Origin of the sequence: Actinoplanes regularis, assembly GCF_900188005.1 — a bacterium.
Lineage (GTDB): Bacteria > Actinomycetota > Actinomycetes > Mycobacteriales > Micromonosporaceae > Actinoplanes > Actinoplanes regularis.
The window spans coordinates 583,685-602,939 of the sequence record NZ_FZNR01000002.1 but is presented as its reverse complement, the minus strand read 5'-3'; the positions used below and the strand labels follow the sequence as shown (position 1 = coordinate 602,939).

16 protein-coding genes and 1 pseudogene are annotated in these 19,255 nt (G+C 70.5%); all 17 read left to right on the top strand.

Annotation, left to right across the window (positions count from 1 at the left end):
• The first annotated feature begins 16 nt into the window (after positions 1-16).
• The 17 genes and pseudogenes from CHC09_RS07850 to dnaE all read left to right on the top strand — a co-directional run bounded on the left by CHC09_RS07850 (position 17) and on the right by dnaE (position 19,242).
• On the top strand, positions 17-1,438 hold the full coding sequence (locus CHC09_RS07850) for an FtsW/RodA/SpoVE family cell cycle protein (RefSeq protein ID WP_089292297.1): 1,422 nt from the start codon (positions 17-19) through the stop codon (positions 1,436-1,438).
• Complete coding sequence (gene murG / locus CHC09_RS07845; RefSeq protein ID WP_089292296.1) at positions 1,438-2,544, top strand: undecaprenyldiphospho-muramoylpentapeptide beta-N-acetylglucosaminyltransferase; 1,107 nt, start codon at positions 1,438-1,440, stop codon at positions 2,542-2,544. The genes CHC09_RS07850 and murG overlap by 1 nt, the downstream gene beginning before the upstream one ends.
• A gap of 136 nt (positions 2,545-2,680) precedes the next feature.
• Entirely contained in the window at positions 2,681-4,084 is a 1,404-nt protein-coding gene (murC, locus tag CHC09_RS07840; protein ID WP_239138168.1) for a UDP-N-acetylmuramate--L-alanine ligase, read from the top strand.
• Positions 4,085-4,087: 3 nt separating this feature from the next.
• Entirely contained in the window at positions 4,088-4,858 is a 771-nt protein-coding gene (locus tag CHC09_RS07835; protein ID WP_239138162.1) for a cell division protein FtsQ/DivIB, read from the top strand.
• 298 nt (positions 4,859-5,156) lie between these two features.
• Complete coding sequence (gene ftsZ, locus CHC09_RS07830) at positions 5,157-6,293, top strand: cell division protein FtsZ (RefSeq protein WP_089292295.1); 1,137 nt, start codon at positions 5,157-5,159, stop codon at positions 6,291-6,293.
• Between the two features lie 9 nt (positions 6,294-6,302).
• Entirely contained in the window at positions 6,303-7,016 is a 714-nt protein-coding gene (locus CHC09_RS07825) for a YggS family pyridoxal phosphate-dependent enzyme (protein ID WP_089292294.1), read from the top strand.
• Positions 7,017-7,204: 188 nt separating this feature from the next.
• The gene (locus CHC09_RS07820) at positions 7,205-7,945 is read left to right on the top strand and encodes a cell division protein SepF (protein WP_089292293.1); all 741 of its coding nucleotides are present in this window, start codon (positions 7,205-7,207) and stop codon (positions 7,943-7,945) included.
• Between the two features lie 24 nt (positions 7,946-7,969).
• Complete coding sequence (locus CHC09_RS07815; RefSeq protein WP_089292292.1) at positions 7,970-8,266, top strand: YggT family protein; 297 nt, start codon at positions 7,970-7,972, stop codon at positions 8,264-8,266.
• A gap of 43 nt (positions 8,267-8,309) precedes the next feature.
• The gene (locus tag CHC09_RS07810) at positions 8,310-9,122 is read left to right on the top strand and encodes a DivIVA domain-containing protein (protein WP_089292291.1); all 813 of its coding nucleotides are present in this window, start codon (positions 8,310-8,312) and stop codon (positions 9,120-9,122) included.
• A gap of 34 nt (positions 9,123-9,156) precedes the next feature.
• Positions 9,157-9,342: pseudogene (locus CHC09_RS48805) on the top strand (hypothetical protein); the annotation flags it as partial.
• 829 nt (positions 9,343-10,171) lie between these two features.
• Complete coding sequence (locus CHC09_RS07800; protein ID WP_089292289.1) at positions 10,172-10,477, top strand: DUF167 domain-containing protein; 306 nt, start codon at positions 10,172-10,174, stop codon at positions 10,475-10,477.
• 428 nt (positions 10,478-10,905) lie between these two features.
• Positions 10,906-11,328, top strand: coding sequence for a TraR/DksA family transcriptional regulator (locus tag CHC09_RS07795; protein ID WP_089292288.1), 423 nt, complete (start codon positions 10,906-10,908; stop codon positions 11,326-11,328).
• On the top strand, positions 11,301-11,888 hold the full coding sequence (lspA, locus tag CHC09_RS07790) for a signal peptidase II (protein WP_089292287.1): 588 nt from the start codon (positions 11,301-11,303) through the stop codon (positions 11,886-11,888). The genes CHC09_RS07795 and lspA overlap by 28 nt, the downstream gene beginning before the upstream one ends.
• Positions 11,889-12,039: 151 nt before the next feature.
• Positions 12,040-12,969, top strand: coding sequence for an RluA family pseudouridine synthase (locus tag CHC09_RS07785; RefSeq protein ID WP_089292286.1), 930 nt, complete (start codon positions 12,040-12,042; stop codon positions 12,967-12,969).
• An 89-nt stretch (positions 12,970-13,058) separates the two neighbouring features.
• Positions 13,059-14,003: a hypothetical protein gene (locus CHC09_RS07780; protein ID WP_239138163.1), complete on the top strand. Its 945-nt coding sequence runs from the start codon at positions 13,059-13,061 to the stop codon at positions 14,001-14,003.
• Positions 14,004-14,187: 184 nt separating this feature from the next.
• Entirely contained in the window at positions 14,188-15,660 is a 1,473-nt protein-coding gene (locus CHC09_RS07775) for a MinD/ParA family ATP-binding protein (RefSeq protein WP_089292284.1), read from the top strand.
• A 48-nt stretch (positions 15,661-15,708) separates the two neighbouring features.
• Positions 15,709-19,242 carry a DNA polymerase III subunit alpha gene (dnaE, locus tag CHC09_RS07770; RefSeq protein ID WP_089292283.1) on the top strand — a complete coding sequence of 1,178 codons (3,534 nt, stop codon included), beginning with the start codon at positions 15,709-15,711 and terminating at the stop codon, positions 19,240-19,242.
• Positions 19,243-19,255: the final 13 nt, after the last annotated feature.

Below are 19,255 nucleotides of genomic sequence, written 5' to 3'. Positions count from 1 at the left end.
GGACGATGATGGGGGCATGGCGGACGACCGAACCCGAATAGCCCGCCCGTCACTGAGCCGGCAGCTGTTGCCCGCGGTGCACGGGCTGCTGGCCCGACCTCTCTCCTCGTACTACCTGCTGATCGCCAGCGCCGGTCTGCTCCTGCTGATCGGGCTGACCATGGTCTTCTCGGCGACCAGCGTCAAGGCGTACGCGGCGAACGGCAACGCCTTCTCCGCCATCTCCAGCCAGGCCGTGTACGCGCTGCTCGGCCTGGTCGCCTTCTGGATCTGCCAGCGGCTGCCCGGCCCGACCCTGCGCGCCCTGGGTAAGTACGTGCTCGGCGTGGCCATCGTCCTGCTCTGCTTCCTCAACCTGGTCGTCGAGCTCAAGGGCGTCGGCCCGAACAAGATCGCCCATGTCGGCCCGATCTCGGTCAGCCTGCTCTCGCTCTCCACCGGCGGCGTCAGCGTCCAGCCCTCCGAGCTGGCCAAGCTCGGCCTGGTGCTGTGGGGCGCCGACGTGATCGCCGGCAAGGGCCCGGCCCTGGGGCACTGGCGGGAGCTGGCGATGCCGCTCTTCCCGGTGGTCGGCCTGCTCTTCGTCCTCGTCGGCTACAACGACGTGGGCACCATGTTGGTACTGCTGGCGCTGATCGTCGGCCTGCTCTGGGCGGCCGGGGTGCGGCTGCGGGTGTTCGGCGCGCTCGGCGTGCTCGGGCTGACCGGTATCGGCCTGCTGATCGCCGCGGCGTCCCGGGGGGCCGGCTCCGGCTCCGCGGAGGCGGCGACCAACTACCGCGTGCAGCGGCTCACCGCGTTCCTCACCCCGCTGGACAAGTGCGACCTGAGCGACACCTGCTACCAGCTGGTCCAGGGTCGCTCGGCGATCTTCGAGGGCGGCTGGTTCGGCGTCGGCCTGGGCAAGAGCGCCCTGAAGTGGGGCTGGGTCCCGGAGGCGGAGAACGACTTCATCTACGCGATCGTCGCCGAGGAGCTCGGCGTGGTCGGCTGCACCGTGGTGCTGGCGCTGTTCGCGGTGCTGACCTACGCCGGGTTCCGGATCGCCCGCCGCTCGGCCGACCCGTTCCGCCGGCTCGCGGCCGCCGCGATCACCACCTGGCTGGTGGCCCAAGCCGTGATCAACATGGGCGGGGTGGTCGGGCTGTTGCCCATCACCGGCCTTCCGCTACCGTTCATCTCCGCAGGTGGCAGCGCACTTGTCGTGGCCATGGCGGGGATCGGCATGCTGGCTTCCTTCGCCCGGGCGGAACCGGACGCGGCACGGGCCCTGAACGCCCGTCCGACGCCGCGATGGGTACGGCTAGTCTGGGCCCCGCTGCCGCCGCTCCCCTCGCAGCGGCGGCCGGGACAACCGCGTCCGCCTGCCCTGAAGAAACCGGGCGGTCAAGCCGGCGGCACGGCGCCCGTGGGCGCGGGGGGCGGAAGGAGACGGTGATGGTTCAGCTGCGGTCGGTCGTGCTCGCCGGGGGAGGCACCGGCGGACACATCTATCCGCTGCTCGCCTTCGCCGATGCGTTGCGCCGCCATTTCCCGCACATCCGGATCACCACGCTGGGCAGCCCCAAGGGGATGGAGAACCAGCTCATCCCGGCGGCCGGCTACGACCTGCGGGTGATCCCGGCGTTCCAGCTGCCCCGATCGCTGAACCTGGACCTGCTGCGCACCCCGGACCGGATGTACCGGTCCGCGCACGCGGCCGGCGAGATCATCGACGAGGTGCAGGCCGAGGTGGTGGTCGGGTTCGGTGGTTACGTCTCGGTGCCGGCCTACCTGGCCGCCTGGCGCCGCGAGATGCCGATCGTGATCCACGAGGTGAACGTGCCGCCCGGGGTCGCCAACCGGATGGGCATGAAGTTCACCAAGCGGATCGCCGTCGGCTTCCCGCACCAGCTGGAGCAGGCCGAGTCGCTGCGCAACGCGCGCCTGGTCGGCGTGCCGCTGCGGACCGGGATCACGCAGATGGACCGGCCGGCGCTGCGCCCGCAGGCGCTCTACCACTTCGGGTTGCGCCCGGACCTGCCGGTGCTCTTCGTCTCCGGCGGCTCCTCCGGTGCTCGGACGATCAACCTGGCGGTCGCCGCGGCCGCCAAGCGGCTGGCCCACGCCGGCATCCAGGTGCTGCACGTTCAGGGTGGTCGTAACGACCCGTTCGACGTGCCGAACGACCTGCCCGTGCCGTATGTCGTCGTGCCCTACCTGTCGGACATGCAGCTCGGATACGCTGCCGCCGACCTGATGCTCTGCCGGGGCGGGGCGATCACGGTCGCCGAGACCACGGCGCTCGGCATGCCGGCGATCTACGTGCCGTACCCGTTCAGCAACCAGGAACAGCGGCGCAACGCGATCCCGGTGGTCGAGGCGGGCGGCGGTCTGCTGGTCGACAACAGCGAGATGACCCCGGAATGGATCGAGCGGAACATCATCCCGCTGGCCCGCGACCGGCAGCGGCTGGCCGGCATGGGTCACGCGGCCGCCGCTTACGGGCGCCGCGACGGTGACGAGCAATTGCTCCGCTTCGTTCTGGAAGCAGTGGGCCGATGAGGGCCGCTCGCTCTTCGAGGGCGGCGGACCCGGCGCGGGCCGCTCGTTCTGGAGGCAGTGGACCGATGAGGGCCGCGAACACGGTGACTGAGGGAGTGAAGTGGTGAACACGGCGGAGTTGACGCCAGCCGGTGAGATGACCGCCGAGGACCTGGGCAGTGTGCATCTGATCGGGATCGGCGGGGTCGGGATGGCCGGCCTGGCCCGGCTCCTGCTGACCCGGGGTGTTCCGGTCTCCGGCAGCGAGTTGCGGGAGTGGCCCGCCCTGGCGGCGCTGCGCGCGCTCGGCGGGACGGTGCACATGGCGCACGAGGCCTCGAACCTCGACGGCGTCGACACGGTCGTCTACTCCACGGCGATCCCCAAGGATCACGTGGAGATGGCCGAGGCGCGCCGGCGCGGGCTGCGGGTGCTGCACCGCTCGGAGGCGCTCGCCGCGACGATGACCAACCGTAAGACGATCGCGGTGGCGGGCACCCACGGCAAGACCACCACCACCTCGATCATGACGGTGATCCTGCAGCACGCCGGTCAGGACCCGTCGTTCGTGATCGGTGGCGAGCTCTCCGCGGCCGGGTCCAACGGGCACCACGGCAGCGGCCCGCACTTCGTGGCCGAGGCCGACGAGCACGACCGCTCGTTCCTGATCTACCGCCCGCACGTCGCGATCATCACGAACATCGAGGGCGATCACCTCAACAACTGGGGCGACCTGGAGACCCTCAAGGCGGGCTTCCTGGAGTTCGGCGAGCTGGCCGACGGTTTCGTGGTGACCTGCGCGGACGGGCCGGGCACCGAGGAACTGATCGCCGGGCTGCGGGCCAAGGGCAAGACCGTCTACACCTACGGCGAGTCCGAGGACGCCGACCTGCGGATCAGTGACGTGGTCTCGACCGTCAGCGGGGTCCGCTACCGGGCCGAGCTGAACGGGGAGTCGCTGGGCGAGTTCAAGCTCGCGCTGCCCGGCAAGCACATGGGCCTGAACAGCGCCGCGACCGTGCTCACCGCGCTCAAGCTGGGCCTGCCGCTGCAGAAGATCGTCGAGGCGCTGGAGTCGTTCCCCGGCGTCCGCCGCCGGTTCGAGCGCAAGGGCATCGCGGCCGGTGTCCGGGTCTACGACGAGTACGCCTACCACCCGACCTCGGTGCTGGCGGCGCTGCGCACGCTGCGCGAGGTGGCCGGTGAGGGCCGGCTGATCGTGGTGTTCCAGCCGTACCGGGTGTACCGCACCCGGGACCTGCAGGCCGAACTGGCCGAAGGGCTGGCGGTCGCGGACCAGGTGATCGTGATGGAGGTGTTCGGCCCGGGGGAGACCCGTGGGCCGGGCGAGGGCGGTCTCGCCCTGACCGCCGCGGTCGACGTGCCCGCCGACCGCAAGATCTTCGTCCCGGACTGGGAGGACGTGCCGGCCGAGGTGGTCCGCCGCAGCCGTCCCGGCGACGTGGTGGTGACCATGGGCGCGCCGCCGATCTCGCTGATGGGCGACGAGTTGCTGGCCGCGCTCGCCGAGGCCGACCTCCAGCCGGGTCTAGCGGGCTGATCCGTGGCGGGCGGGGGCACGCGTAACTGGCGCCTGGTCCGGGCCGACACCGACGCGGTGCCGCCGTCCGCACGCCGGTTCATGGCCCGCGCCCGGCAACGGCGGCTGCGGGCCGCCCTGCCCTGGCTGGCCGGCATCGGCGTGCTGCTGCTCGCCGGTGGCCTGATCTGGCTGGTCTACGGCACCTCGGTGCTCGGTGTGCGGACCGTCGAGGTGGTCGGCGTCCAGGTGCTCGATCCGGAGCAGGTGCGGGCCGCGGCCGCGGTACCGGCCGAGCGCCCGCTGGCCCGGGTCGACTTGGACGAGGTCAGCGCCCGGGTGCGCGGCCTGAGCGCGGTCGACAAGGTGGTGGTCAGCCGTGCCTGGCCGTCCACCCTGCGGATCGAGGTGGTCGAGCGGGTCGCGGTCGCGGCGGTGCCGACCGCCGGCGGGCAGTACACCCTGATCGACGACGACGGGGTGCCGTTCCGGACGGTCGCCGCGCCGCCGGCCGGCCTGCCGCTGGCCCGGCTCCAGTCGCCCGGGCCGGCCGACTCGAACACCGGGTCGGCGCTGACCGTGCTCGCGGCGCTCAGCGACGACCTGCGCGAGCAACTGGTCGCGATCTCGGTGATCTCGCCGGTGTCGATCAAGTTGGAGCTGCGCAAGGAGCGCGTGGTGATCTGGGGTGACGACACCCAGAGCGATCAGAAGAGCAAGGTGGCCACCGCGCTGCTGCGGCGCGAGGGCCGGGAGATCGACGTCAGCGCGCCGACGGTCGTGACCATTCGATAGCCAGCCAGCTAAACAGACAAACACGTACGAACGGAATATTAGCGTCAAGGTTACGGGTGAGTCGCATTCTCGCCTCGTAAGCGGGCGCGACACGCCGCTCGAGTTCTTTGGTCGTGGCCCGATGTCCGCATACGTTGCGTCGAGAGGTTTGAGTGGTTGACATAACCCTCTACCTCTAGTAGAGGGTGAGGGTTTCCTCGCCCTCCCTTGTACGGCAGTGGATGTCGAAGTGCGGATCCCGACCGGAACCGCAGGGGCCCTCGACATCCGCCAACCCCGGAAGGGAAGGCTGAGCCCGATGACACCTCCACACAACTACCTTGCGGTCATCAAGGTCGTAGGTATCGGCGGCGGCGGCGTGAACGCCGTGAACCGCATGATCGAGGTTGGGCTCAAGGGCGTCGAGTTCATCGCGATCAACACCGATGCCCAGGCCCTGCTGATGAGCGACGCCGACGTCAAACTGGACGTCGGCCGGGAGCTCACCCGCGGCCTCGGCGCCGGCGCCCAGCCCGAGGTCGGCAAGAGCGCCGCCGAGGACCACCGCGACGAGATCGAGGAGGTGCTCAAGGGCGCCGACATGGTCTTCGTGACCTGCGGCGAGGGCGGCGGCACCGGTACCGGCGGCGCCCCCGTGGTGGCGAACATCGCCCGCAAGCTGGGCGCGCTGACCATCGGCGTGGTCACCCGCCCGTTCTCCTTCGAGGGCAAGCGGCGCCAGGTCCAGGCCGAGGCCGGCATCGACGAGCTGCGCAACCAGTGCGACACGCTGATCGTGATCCCGAACGATCGGCTGCTGGCGCTCGGCGACCGCGGCATCAGCATGATGGACGCGTTCCGCCAGGCCGACCAGGTGCTGCTCTCCGGTGTCCAGGGGATCACCGACCTGATCACCACCCCGGGTCTGATCAACCTGGACTTCGCCGACGTCAAGAGCGTGATGAGCAACGCCGGCAGCGCGCTCATGGGCATCGGCAGCGCGCGTGGCGACAACCGCGCCGTCGAGGCCGCCGAGCGGGCCATCTCCAGCCCGCTGCTGGAGCAGAGCATGGACGGCGCGCGCGGCGTGCTGCTCTCCATCGCCGGCGGTTCCGACCTCGGCCTGTTCGAGATCAACGACGCGGCGCAGCTGGTCACGGACGCGGCGCACCCGGACGCGAACATCATCTTCGGCGCGGTGATCGACGACGCGCTCGGTGACGAGGTGCGGGTGACCGTGATCGCGGCCGGGTTCGACGGCGGGACGCCCTCGTACAAGCCGGCCGAGCCGGTGCGCAAGCAGAACAACCCGCCGGCCCCGCCGGTCAACCCGTCGGTCCCGGTGCCGGCGATCAACCCGGCCACACCGGCGGTCAGCCCGGCCACGCCGGCGCCGCGCAAGCACGTGCTCTTCGACGACGTCGACGTGCCGGACTTCCTGAAGAACGGTTCCTGACCGCGACCCATGGTGAGTGACGACAGGCGGCGGGCCGAGCTCGCCGCCAATCTTCAGCAGGTGCGCGAGCGGATCTCGCGCGCCTGTGTGGCGGCCGGCCGGCCGGCCGAAGCGGTCACCCTGACCGCGGTGACCAAGACGTACCCGGCGAGCGACGTGCTGTTGCTCGCCGGTCTCGGCGTCACCGACGTCGGGGAGAACAAGGACCAGGAGGCGGCCGGCAAGGCCGCCCAGGCGCGTGCCGCGGGTGCGCGCCTGCGCTGGCATTTCGTCGGGCAGTTGCAGCGCAACAAGGCCAAATCGGTTGCCGCGTACGCGGATGTGGTCGAGTCGGTGGATTCGGTGCGCCTGGTCGCGGCGCTGGACCGGGCCGCTGTGGCGGTCCGCGACGAGCCGCTCGAGGTGCTGGTCCAGGTGAGCCTGGACGGTGACCCGGAGCGCGGCGGAGTGGTCGGCGACGATCTCTGGCGGGTATCCGACGCGGTGGCCTCATCGGACGGACTGCGGCTGGGCGGCGTGATGGCCGTGGCCCCGCTCGGCCAGGATCCCGGCGACGCGTTCGCGCGACTGGCCGAATTGGCTGGTCAGCTGCGGTCCGCGCAGCCCAGTGCGACGACCGTTTCGGCGGGGATGAGCGGCGACCTGGAGGCCGCGATCCGGCACGGGGCGACACACGTGCGGATCGGTACATCTTTACTCGGGATGCGAAACTCGCTGCGGTAGCCTTGCGGCGGGCAGCAAACTACACAGGTGTTGTTTTACGCGACGCGTCTCCGACGGCGGCCGTTGCGTCCGACGACGCAGCGTCGCAGCGGGTCACAGGTCCGGATCGGACCCGGTGTCCGGCTAGCCAGGGGGGACGCGGCACGCCATGAGGGGGCGCGGGCCGCAAGAGCGGACGGAGGTGGGGCATGAGTACTTTCCGCAAGGCGGCCGTCTGGCTGGGGCTGGCCGAGGAGGAGGACGACCGCGACTACGACGAGCGTGGCTACCAGGAGCGCTCCTACCGGTCGTCGCGCAGCGGTCGGGACCACGACCGTGACCACCGCTACTCCACCGCCGACCGATACTCCGAGGGCTTCGACGACGACGAGGTCGAGGAGGAGCGCCCGGCGCCGCGGCTGCGCTCCGAGCGGGACCGGTCCGAGCGCTCCAGCCGGCTCAGTGAGCGCGCCTCCTCGGTGCGCGCCGAACTGGACCGGGACGACGAGGACCGGATCGAGCGGGCCAGTGTCCGTTCCATCACGCGCCCCTCGGTGGCGCCGGAGCAGCCCTCGGCGCTGACCTACTCCACCCGGGAGAACCTCGCGCTCGCCCCGCAGCCGCCGGCCCACCAGCCGCACGTGCAGCACCGTCCGATGGAGGACGAGCAGCGGTATCAGATCACCACGCTGCACCCGACCACGTACCGGGAGGCCCGGACGATCGGCGAGCACTTCCGGGACGGCGTACCGGTGATCATCAATCTCACCGAGATGGATGAGTCCGACGCCCGCCGACTGGTGGATTTCGCTGCCGGGCTGGCCTTCGGCCTCCGGGGTACGATCGAGCGCGTTACCAACCGGGTTTTCCTGCTCTCACCGGCTAATGTCCAGGTCACCGCGGAGGACAAGGCCAAGATCGCCGAGGGTGGGTTCTTCGCCCAGAGTTGACCCCGAACGAGGGATCCGCCCGACGTGCTATCGATCGTGTTCCAGATTCTCTATCTGTTGGTGTACCTCTTCATTCTGGTGTTGTTCAGCAGGTTCGTCATGAGCGCAGTGCTCCAGTACGGACGCCGATGGCAGCCGGGCAGGGGAGCGTCAGCCGCACTCGAGTCCGTGTGGAGCGTCACGGATCCACCTCTCAAGGCGTTGAGGCGTGTGATCCCACCGCTCCGCATTGGTAACGTGAGTTTGGACCTGGCTTCCATCGTGCTGCTGGTTATCCTGTTCGTGCTTATGAGGTTCGTGTTATACCGGCTGATCCACTAGACAGCAGCCCCAACCGCGGCCGCGACTGACCCGAGGAGTTTCGATGCCGCTGACCCCGGCCGACGTGCATAACGTCGCCTTCAAGAAGCCCCCGATCGGCAAGCGGGGGTATGACGAGGAGGAGGTCGACGCCTTCCTGGACGAGGTCGAGCGTGAACTCGCCCGTCTGATCGAGGAGAACAACGAGCTCCGTGCCCAGGTGGAGCGCGGCGGTCGGGGTGGCGCGCCAGCCGGCCCGAGTGCTGACCCCCGCCTCGCTGCCGAGCTCAACGACATGAAGGCCCAGCTCGACCGCGTGCAGCGGGACAAGACGGCGGCCGAGCAGGCGGCCCGGCAGATGCAGGCCGAGCTGGAGCAGGTGCGCGCCCAGGGCCCCGGCCCGGGTGCCGGTCCCGCCGGCGCCGATGGCGAGCAGCAGGCTCTCCGGGTGCTGATGATGGCCCAGCGCACCGCCGACGACCACGTGTCCGACGCTCGCCGCGAGGCCGACAAGCTGCTCTCCGACGCCCGTTCCAAGGCGGAGGAGGTCACCCGTGAGGCGCGGGCCAAGGCCGACGCGCTCGAGCGCGACGCGCGCCAGCGGCACCAGGAGGCCATGGGCGGCCTGGACGCCAAGCGGACCGCGCTGCAGAAGCACATCGAGGAGCTGAAGCAGTTCGAGCGGGAGTACCGCACCCGGCTGAAGGCGTACCTGGAGAGCCAGCTGCGCGACCTCGATGGCCGGGGCCAGGGCCTGGAGGCCGAGATGGCCCGGGCCGACGCGAGCCGCTCGGTCGGTGGCTCCGGTGGTCTCGCCGCGGCCGGCCTGGCCGGGTCGTACGGCAGCCGCTCGAACGCCATCGAAACGGGCCGCTGACCAGAGCCCCCCGCACCCTCGACGAGGATGAGCCATGATTGCTTCCAGTTTCCCGCTCATCCTCGTCGCGGTGGTGTGCCTCGTGATCGGCCTGGTCCGCGGGTCGAGCAGTCTTCTCATCGCATCGATCGTGGCCAGTCTTCTCGCTGCGGTCGTCCTCGTCATCGGCTGGCGTCAGAGCGCCGCGGCCCGTCACCCCGAGCCGCAGGACCCGCCCGACCCGCTGGACGAGACCCCATCCTCGGGCCCCGCCCCGCGCCGCACCTCGGCGGCGCCCTCCGATGCCCATGATTCTTTCCCGGCCGACGCCCCGTTCGCAGGCGATTCCGGGTACCTCGGCGAGTCGGACTCCGCCGGCTCTCCCGGGCCCGCCGAGTTCTCCACCGCGACGGGCCGGACCGGCCAGGACGACTTCTCCGGCGCCTACGCCGATCGGGCGTACGACGAGCGCCCGACAGTGGATCAAAGTGTCCCGGCGGATCCCTCGCGGTCTCCCGGTGCGCCAGCCGCGGGAACACACCTGACGGACGAATCCGTCGAATCGCCCGGCTCGACGGCGGACCATCAGGCCGCCTCGTCGGCGATCGGCGAGGCCCGCGGCAGCGAGGCCGATGACCAGTCCTGGCGCCGCCCGACCACCGCCGCGGCCGAGGCCGACGACCAGTCCTGGCGTGGCCCGGTCGCCGCCGAACCGGCCGCCGCGGCCGGCTTGGGCCAGAGTCTCCCCGGGCACGGTTCGCCGGTCGCCGACGCCGGGGACTCCTCGCTGGGCGACGGGTTCGGCGAGCCGGACGCGGACGATCCGGACGACGAGCCGCTGCCGCAGGCGGTCCGGCCGGCCGATGCCGTCCGGGTGGCTCGCCTGGACATCGAGGTGCTGGTGGTGGACGGGCGGCCGCGGTACCACGTGGCCGACTGCCCGCACCTGGTCGGCCGGATCACCGAGCCGCTGCCCGCCGCGGAGGCGGTCGAGCTCGGGTTCAGCCCGTGCGGGCTGTGCCGCCCGGTCGACCGGCTGCTCGGCGCCGACGCCCGGCGCTGACCGCGCCATGGCCAGACGGGAAGTGCCCTCCGGGGTGTCGGTGCCGGTGCGGGTCCGACCCGGTGCGGGCCGCACCCGGGTCGGCGGGCGGTATGCCGGGCCGCGCGGGCCGGCGTTGATCGTCGCGGTGGGCGCGCCCGCGGTGGACGGGAAGGCGACCGAGGCGGTTCGCCGGGCCCTGGCCGACGCGCTCGGGGTGCGGCCCGCCGAGGTGGCCCTGCGGATCGGCGCCACCAGCCGCGACAAGGTCTTCACCGTCGACGCCCCGGCCGCGGACCTGGAGCCGATCCTGGCCCGCCTGCTCGGTGCCTGAGCCGGAAGCTGACACCGGGTGACACCTCGTGTTGCAGGAGTTACTCGCGGTGTATCGTCGGGTATCCGATCGGCGGCCGGTTCGTTCGTACCGGTTTGTCGGATGACGAGGCCTCGACAAGGTTGTCGAGGTATCTCACGTTCCGTATCCTTGCCACCCTCCGCAGTGCGCGGCGTTCCAGCCGCGCCATTTGTGCAGGTGGGGCAAGATCTACGGCGGTAGCGAGCGATCGGCCCCGGGCTGACGGAGACGGAAGGCCGGTCCGGCGCGACGGGCGCCGCCCGGTGGGAACGAGAGATGGAGAGCCCGGCGCGGAGAGTGACGGCCCCGGGCAGGCACGGGGGAGGGAAGAAGCCCGGCGGATCGGTCCGGCCGGCCGGGTTCGAGGACCGCTGACCGCCGCGCCGGGCGCGGCCGAGGGAGCGACGATGGCCAAGGCAGCTGACATCCGGCCCGCTTCGAGCGGTGGGGCCGCCAACGAGCGGAACCGCCCCACGGTCGAGACCGAGCGGATCAGGGAAGCTCTGGTGACGCGGCTGACCGAGTTGCAGGCCGAGTACGATCAGGCGCTCAGTGCGATCACCGAGCTCTCGCGCGAGCGGCTCGCCGACTCGGCCGGGGACGACCAGGCCGACACCGGCACCAAGACGCTCGAGCGGGAGCAGGAGATCACGCTGGCCAACAACCTGCTCGAGCGGATCACACAGGTGGAACACGCCATCGACCGGCTCGGGCAGGGCAACTACGGTTGGTGCGAGCGGTGTGGTGACCAGATCCCGGTGGAGCGTCTGGCCGCCTTCCCGTCCGCGACTCTCTGTGTCTCTTGCAAGCAACTGGAGGAAAGACGCTGAACGCCGACAAAGCCTTCGGGTCGGCCCCGCGCGCCGTGGTGGTGCTGATCGCCACCGGGTTGATCGCGCTGGCGCTCGACCAGTGGGTGAAGTACCTCTCCACCGAGCATCTCGACCCGAACGAACCGGTCCGGATCCTCGGTGGCCTGATCTATCTCTCGCTGCTGCGCAACAGCGGGGCGGCGTTCAGCTTCGGCAGCGACCACACCTGGGTCTTCCCGGTGATCACGCTGGTGGTCGTCGGCTGGATCGGCTGGATGGCGACGAAGCTGCGCTCGGCGCCGTGGGCGGTCGCGCTCGGGCTCGTGCTGGGCGGGGCGCTGGGTAACCTGACCGACCGGCTGTTCCGCGCGCCCGGCCCGTTCCAGGGCCACGTGGTCGACATGATCAGCGCGTTCGCGCCGTACGGCGAGAAATTTGCGGTCTTCAATATCGCGGACAGCTGCCTGACCGTCGGTGTCTGTCTGGCGGTGCTCCTGGAGCTGACCGGCCGGCAGCGGGACGGCAGCCGGCTCAAGAGCAAGAAGGCCGAAGCGGCCGAGGCGGGGGATAAAGCATGAGCGAGCTTGCGAGCGAATCAATCAGCTCAGTTGTTGGCTCATGCCGGCGCCGGAGCGAAGCGGAGGTGGCGGCAATGAGCGAGCTTGCGAGCGAATTAGCTGGCTCAGTTGTTGGCTCATGCCGGCGCTGGAGCGAAGCGGAGGTGGCGGCATGAGCGGCACACGTTCTCTTCCGGTGCCGGATGGGCTGGACGGGATGCGGCTGGACCAGGCCGTGTCCCGGCTGTTCGGGCTCTCCCGGACGGCGGCGGCGACCCTGGTCGAGGCCGGTGACGCGCTGGTCGACGGCATTCCCCGGCCGAAGTCGGACAAGGTCGCCGCGGGATCGTGGCTCGAGGTGACGCTGCCGGCCCCGGTGACCGCACCGGTCCTGGTCGCCGAGCCGGTGCACGGGATGTCCGTGATCTACAGCGATGACGACATCGTGGTGGTGGACAAGCCGGTCGGCGTGGCCGCCCACCCCAGCCCCGGCTGGACCGGCCCGACCGTGGTCAGCGGCCTGGCCGCGATGGGCCAGAACGTGGCCACCAGCGGCGCCGCCGAGCGGCAGGGCATCGTGCACCGCCTCGACGTCGGCACCACCGGCCTGATGGTGGTGGCCAAGTCCGAGATGGCGTACAGCGTGCTGAAGCGGGCCTTCAAGGAGCGCGAGGTGGAGAAGCGCTACCACGCCGTGGTGCAGGGACACCTGGACCCGCTGCGGGGCACGATCGACGCGCCGATCGACCGGCACCCGACGGCCGACTACAAGTTCGCGGTGATGTCCGAGGGCAAGCCGAGCGTCACCCATTACGACACGCTGGAGGCGTTCCGCGCCGCCAGTCTGGTCGACGTGAAGCTGGAGACCGGGCGCACCCACCAGATCCGGGTGCACTTCTCGGCGCTGCGGCACCCCTGCGTCGGCGACCTCACGTACGGTGCGGATCCCACCCTGGCGGCGCGGCTGAAGCTGAACCGGCAGTGGCTGCACGCCCGGGAACTGGCCTTCGTCCACCCCCGGACGCATGATGAGGTCCGCTTCGTCAGCGACTACCCTGACGACCTGAAATTCGCGCTGGACGTCCTGCAGGACGCCGGCTGACCGGCTGATCTCGGGAGAAGACCGTGGGCCCCGCGCCTCGTCTGCGAGCGGTCCTCGTCAGGTTCGGGGGCGGTTCGCTCCGGTTACAGGTGACGACCGGACTGGTCCTGGTCGCTGTCGCCACGCTCGTGCTGGCCGTGGTCTGGGCCGGCCGGCCCGGCGGCCCGGCCGGCGAGGACCCGGGCGACGTGGTGCGGGTCGGGGTGATCGAGGGCCAGTCGGTCGGCGGTTACCTCGACGCCTCGCGGCGTGAGCTGGACATGCTGACCGATCCGGCCAGCCCGATCGCCGGGGACACCTGGGCGCTGGTCAGCCTGCGCGACTACGTGGCTCCGGGACAGCTGCCGACGCTGCTGAGCGGTGCGGTGGCGGCCCAGGCGTACGCCCGGGTGCCGCTGACGGACACGCGGACCCAGGTGTCGCTGATCCCGGTCTACTCGATGCCCGGCGACGTGACCGCCGGCATGCTCGACGCGGCCCTGGTCCGTGATCGGGAGCAGGCCGACTATCAGCGGCTGGAACGGTCGCTGACCGGCGAGGGTCAGCGTGAGCAGCGACTGCGGCAGACGTACGGGAACGCCGCCCGGATCGCGGCGCTCGAGGCCACGGCGTACCGGACGGGGTGTTCCTGCGTCTTCGCGGCCGTGGTCCGGGCCGCTCCCGGGGTGCTCGCCGGCATCGCGTCGCAGCCCGGGGTCCGGGCCGTCGATCCGGCGCCCGAGGTGCGGAGCCTGAACCGCACCGAGTTCCGTCCGCCGCTGCCGGAGGAGAACGGCACGGTCACCGCCGAGCCGTCCACGAGACCTGTGCCAACCGTGGTGCCGGACGTTGCCAGCGGGTCCCCGGCACGGTTACCGTCGTCGATCGGAATCGCTGTGACTTCCGACTCACCCGATGGCGGTGAGCCGGCGTCATCGACTGCCGCCTCCTCGTTGTCGGAGCCGCTTGGCGTACCCTCGGAAGCGGAGATGAGCGCAGCTCGCGACCCGTCCGACGGGTCTTCTGGCGTGTCCGGCGCCGAACCTGGACGCTAGTTTTTCCGTTTCACAGGACGTTCGGGTGGATGCACGTGCACGACCGGCGTGCCGCCATGTGATCAAGAACGACATGGGAATGGGCGCTCGGTCGGTGGCCCGAATAGGGTTCTCATCCGTAGCCTGTCATGGCGAGACACCCTCGCCGGAGAACGACGTCGGGTAGGCGCAGAAAGGACACGCCGTGGACGGGACCGAGACCGGCTGGGGCCGGCCTGCGGAACCAGCCCCGCGCTGGCGAGCCCTGCTCGACCGGGCCCGGCATGGTCACCGCGCCGAAGAGCCCGCGGAGGAGCCGAAGCCGGAGCAGGCCGCGGTTCCGCAGCAGTGGGGCCAGCAGGCGGCACCGACCCGCGGGTCGGCCCGGCCGGTGAATCCGCTGGACAGCCGGGGTTTCGACGGGCAGCGCGATCCGCGGCAGCCGGGTGGTGGTGAGGCGCAGCGGCCGATGCCGCAGCGCCCGGTCAACCCGCTCGACCCGCGCTGGCAGGCCCGCCCCGACCAGCAGGGGCAACCGCACAACTTCTTCGAGCCGGCGCCGCGTGCGCCGCAGCCGCCGGCCGCGCAGCCGCCGTCCCGGGGTGCCTACCCGCCCGCACCCGGCTATCCGCCGCCGATGCCGGCACCGGCGCCGCCGCAGCCCAACGGCTATCCGTCGCAGCCGGCCTACCCGCAGGCGTACGCTCCGCCGGTCGCGCCGCCGATCGCTCCCCGGCCGGCCGCGCCCCAACCGGCGGCCCCGCGCCCCGTCTCGCCGCCGCCGGCCCCGCCGCGCCCCCAGCAGAGCCCGGTCGCGCCGTCGTCACCGCCCGGTGCCCGGATCGAGTGGCGGCAGACCCAGGCCGAGGACGGGATGGACCGGGCCGTCGCGGTGATGCGGCGCAAGCTCGGGCAGCCCCGGGTGCTGGCCTTCGCCAACCCCAAGGGCGGCGTGCACAAGACCACCGCGACCGTGCTGGCCGCGGCGACCATCGGCAGCGTCCGCGGCCGCGGCGTGATCGCCTGGGACGACAACGAGCTGCGTGGCACGCTCGGCCTGCGGGCCGGCAGCGCCCGGCACGCGCGGACCATCAAGCACCTGCTGGCCGACCTGATGCGGATCGAGAACCTGCACGGTGAGGCGCTGTTGCAGGAGCTCGACGCGTACCTGCGGCACGCCTCCGACGGGTCGTACGACGTGCTGGCCGGTGAGGAGAACCCGCGCTTCGCCCAGCGGCTGGACCAGGGCACCGTGCGCCGGGTGACGGACCTGCTGCGCCGCACTCACGACGTGATCTGTGTGGACACCGGCAACAACGTGGAGAGCGTCAACTGGCAGACGGTCATGCGGGCGGCCGACCAGCTGGTGATCACCACGGTGCCCCGGGAGGACGCCGCGTTCACCGCGGACTGGATGCTGGACGTGCTCGAGGAGAGCGGGATGGGCGAGATGGTGTCGAACGCCGTGACGCTGATCTCCTGCCCCTCGCCGGGCCAGCTGCCGCTGCTGGAGGACTTCAAGAAGCACTTCGCGACGCGCACCCGAGCGGTCGCGGTGGTGCCCTACGACCCGGCGCTCGAGGTGGGTTCCTCGATCGAGTACGGGGACCTTCAGACGGAGACTCGGCAGGCGTGGCTGCGGGCCGCGTCGACGATGCTGGAGCCGTTCGCGGAGTAGAGAAGCGCTAGGATTTCGGGGCGTCGCCAAACGAAGAGGGGGTCCCGGGTGTCCGACTCGTTCGTGCATCTGCACGTTCACACCGAGTATTCAATGCTCGACGGAGCGGCCCGGGTCAAAGAGCTCATCGGCGAGGCGAAACGGCTCGGCATGCCGGCCGCGGCGATCACCGACCACGGCAACATGCACGGCGCCTACGAGATGTACAAGCAGTCAAAAGACGCCGGCATCACCCCGCTGATCGGCGTCGAGGCCTACGTCGCGCCCGACTCCCGGCTGAACAAGAGCCGGATCAAGTGGGGCCGCCCGGAGCAGAAGAGCGACGACGTCTCCGGTAACGGTGCGTATACCCACATGACCATGTGGGCGCGCAACGCGGTCGGCCTGAAGAACCTGTTCCGGCTCAACTCGCGGGCCTCCATCGAGGGCCAGCTCGGCAAGTACCCGCGGATGGATTTCGACATCATCGCGGAGCACGCCGAGGGCATCATGGGCACCACCGGCTGCCCGTCCGGGGCCGTGCAGACCCGGCTGCGCCTGGGCCAGTTCGACGAGGCGTTGAAGTCCGCCGCGATGTACCAGGAAGCGCTCGGGAAGGACCACTACTTCCTCGAGATCATGGACCACGGCCTGTCGATCGAGAAGCGGGTCCGCGACGGCCTGCTGGAGATCGGCAAGAAGCTGGGCATCCCGCCGCTGGTCACAAACGACTCGCACTACACCTACGAGGCGCAGGCAGAGGCGCACGACGTGCTGCTCTGCGTGCAGACCGGCAGCAACATCGCCGACCCGAACCGGTTCCGGTTCGACGGCAACGGCTACTTCGTGAAGTCGGCCGAGCAGATGCGCGCCGTCGACTCCTCCGAGCCCTGGCAGGAGGGCTGCCGCAACACGCTGCTGGTGGCGGAGAAGGTGGACATCGACGGGATGTTCACGTTCAAGAACCTGATGCCCCGGTTCCCGATCCCGGACGGCTTCTCCGAGGAGGAGTACTTCCGGCACGTCGCGTACGAGGGCCTGCGCAAGCGCTTCCCCGGCGGGATCCCGGACACGCACGTCACCCAGGCCGAATACGAGCTCGGCGTGATCATCGAGATGGGCTTCCCGGCGTACTTCCTCGTGGTCGCCGACTTCATCCAGTGGGCGAAGAACAACGGCATCGCGGTCGGCCCGGGCCGTGGCTCCGCCGCCGGCTCCCTGATCGCGTACGCCATGGGCATCACCGACCTGGACCCGCTGCCGCACGGGCTGATCTTCGAACGGTTCCTCAACCCCGAGCGGGTCTCGATGCCCGATGTCGACATCGACTTCGACGAGCGTCGGCGCGGTGAGGTCATCCGGTACGTGACGGAGAAGTGGGGCGACGACCGGGTCGCCCAGATCGCCACGTTCGGCACGATCAAGGCGAAGGCCGCGATCAAGGACTCGGCCCGGGTGCTCGGTTACCCGTTCGCGGTCGGCGACCGGATCACCAAGGCCATGCCGCCGGACGTGATGGGCAAGGGCATCCCGCTCTCCGGAATCTTCGACAAGGAGCACAAGCGCTACAGCGAGGCCGGTGAGATCCGCTCCCTCTACGAGACGGACCCGGACGTCAAGAAGGTGATCGACACCGCGCAGGGGATCGAGGGCCTGATCCGGCAGACCGGTGTGCACGCGGCCGGCGTGATCATGTCCGCCGAGCCGATCATCGACCACATCCCGCTGATGCGCCGGGCCGCCGACGGCGTGATCATCACGCAGTTCGACTATCCGACCTGCGAGACGCTCGGCCTGCTGAAGATGGACTTCCTGGGCCTGCGGAACCTGACGATCATCGACGACGCGAACAAGAACATCGAGATCAACCACGGCAAGCCGCTGGACCTGCTGGCCCTGCCGCTGGACGACCAGGGTGCGTACGACCTGCTGGCCCGCGGTGACACGCTGGGCGTGTTCCAGCTCGACGGCGGGCCGATGCGGTCGCTGCTGCGGCTGATGAAGCCGGACAACTTCGAGGACATCTCCGCCGTCCTGGCGCTGTACCGGCCCGGTCCGATGGGCGTCGACTCGCACACCAACTACGCGCTGCGCAAGAACAAGCTCCAGGAGATCACCCCGATCCACCCGGAGCTGGAGGAGCCGCTGCGGGAGATCCTGGAGCCGACGTACGGCCTGATCGTCTACCAGGAGCAGGTGCAGCGCGCCGCGCAGATCCTCGCCGGTTACTCGCTCGGCCAGGCCGACCTGCTGCGCCGGGCGATGGGTAAGAAGAAGAAGGAGATCCTCGACAAGGAGTTCATCCCGTTCCGCGACGGCTGCCGCGAGCACGGGTACTCCGACGAGGCGATCCAGGCGGTGTGGGACGTGCTGGTCCCGTTCGCGGGGTACGCGTTCAACAAGGCGCACTCCGCGGCGTACGGCCTGGTCTCCTACTGGACGGCGTACCTGAAGGCGCACTACCCGGCCGAGTACATGGCCGGCCTGCTGACCAGCGTCGGCGACGACAAGGACAAGATGGCCGTCTACCTGGCCGAGTGCCGGCGGATGGGCATCCAGGTGCTGCCGCCGGACGTGAACCAGTCGGCCGGCCCGTTCACCCCGGTCGGCAAGGACATCCGGTTCGGTCTCGGCGCGGTCCGCAACGTCGGCGGCAACGTGGTGGAGGCGATCGCTCGCTGCCGCAAGGAGAAGGGCGAGTACACCGAGTTCTACGACTTCCTGTCGAAGGTGGACGCGGTGGCCTGCAACAAGCGGACCATCGAGTCGCTGATCAAGGCGGGCGCGTTCGACTCGATGGGGCACAGCCGCAAGGGCCTGCTGGCCGTGCACGCCGAGGCGATCGACGCGTACGCCGGGGTCAAGCGGAACGAGGCGGCCGGCCAGTTCGACCTGTTCGGCGCGTTCGGTGACACCGAGGGCGCTCCGTCCGCCACGGTGGCGATGCCGACCATCGGCGACGACGAGTGGGACAAGCGGGACAAGCTTGTCTTCGAGCGGGAGATGCTCGGCCTCTACGTCTCCGACCATCCGCTCGCCGGCCTGGAGCAGGTGCTGCAGAGCAACGCGGACACCAGCATCGCCGCGCTGAACGAGGAGGGCGCGGTTCAGGACGGCCAGGTGGTCACGATCGCCGGCATCCTCACCGGGGTGCAGCGCCGGATCACCAAGCAGGGCCGGGCGTGGGCCTCGGCCACCGTCGAGGATCTTGCCGGCGGTGTCGAGACGCTCTTCTTCCCGAACACGTACGAGGTGATCGGGCAGTACATCGCCGAGGACGCGATCGTGGTGGTCAAGGGCCGGGTGGACCGGCGCGACGACACCCCGCGGATCATGGCGATGGACATGTCCATACCGGACATATCACACAACCCGGACAGTAAACCGGTGGTCCTGACCATGCCGATCACCCGGGTCACCCCGCCGCTGGTGGACGAGCTCAAGGACATCCTGGTCAGTCACCCGGGCGACACCGAGGTGCACGTCCACCTGCAGAACGGCAAGCGGACCACGGTCGTGCGGCTCGTCGCGGCGCGGGTGGCGGCGACCCCCGCGCTGCGTGCCGACCTCAAGATGATCCTCGGTCCCGCGGCGGTTGCCTGACCCGTGGGTGGAT

What these genes read in the sequence shown, in the direction of transcription:
- CHC09_RS07850 (WP_089292297.1), top strand. Translation starts at nt 17, where the DNA reads ATGGCGGACGACCGAACCCGAATAGCCCGCCCGTCACTGAGCCGGCAG.
- murG (WP_089292296.1), top strand. Translation starts at nt 1,438, where the DNA reads ATGGTTCAGCTGCGGTCGGTCGTGCTCGCCGGGGGAGGCACCGGCGGA.
- murC (WP_239138168.1), top strand. Translation starts at nt 2,681, where the DNA reads ATGACCGCCGAGGACCTGGGCAGTGTGCATCTGATCGGGATCGGCGGG.
- ftsZ (WP_089292295.1), top strand. Translation starts at nt 5,157, where the DNA reads ATGACACCTCCACACAACTACCTTGCGGTCATCAAGGTCGTAGGTATC.
- CHC09_RS07825 (WP_089292294.1), top strand. Translation starts at nt 6,303, where the DNA reads ATGGTGAGTGACGACAGGCGGCGGGCCGAGCTCGCCGCCAATCTTCAG.
- CHC09_RS07820 (WP_089292293.1), top strand. Translation starts at nt 7,205, where the DNA reads ATGAGTACTTTCCGCAAGGCGGCCGTCTGGCTGGGGCTGGCCGAGGAG.
- CHC09_RS07810 (WP_089292291.1), top strand. Translation starts at nt 8,310, where the DNA reads ATGCCGCTGACCCCGGCCGACGTGCATAACGTCGCCTTCAAGAAGCCC.
- CHC09_RS07800 (WP_089292289.1), top strand. Translation starts at nt 10,172, where the DNA reads ATGGCCAGACGGGAAGTGCCCTCCGGGGTGTCGGTGCCGGTGCGGGTC.
- CHC09_RS07795 (WP_089292288.1), top strand. Translation starts at nt 10,906, where the DNA reads ATGGCCAAGGCAGCTGACATCCGGCCCGCTTCGAGCGGTGGGGCCGCC.
- CHC09_RS07785 (WP_089292286.1), top strand. Translation starts at nt 12,040, where the DNA reads ATGAGCGGCACACGTTCTCTTCCGGTGCCGGATGGGCTGGACGGGATG.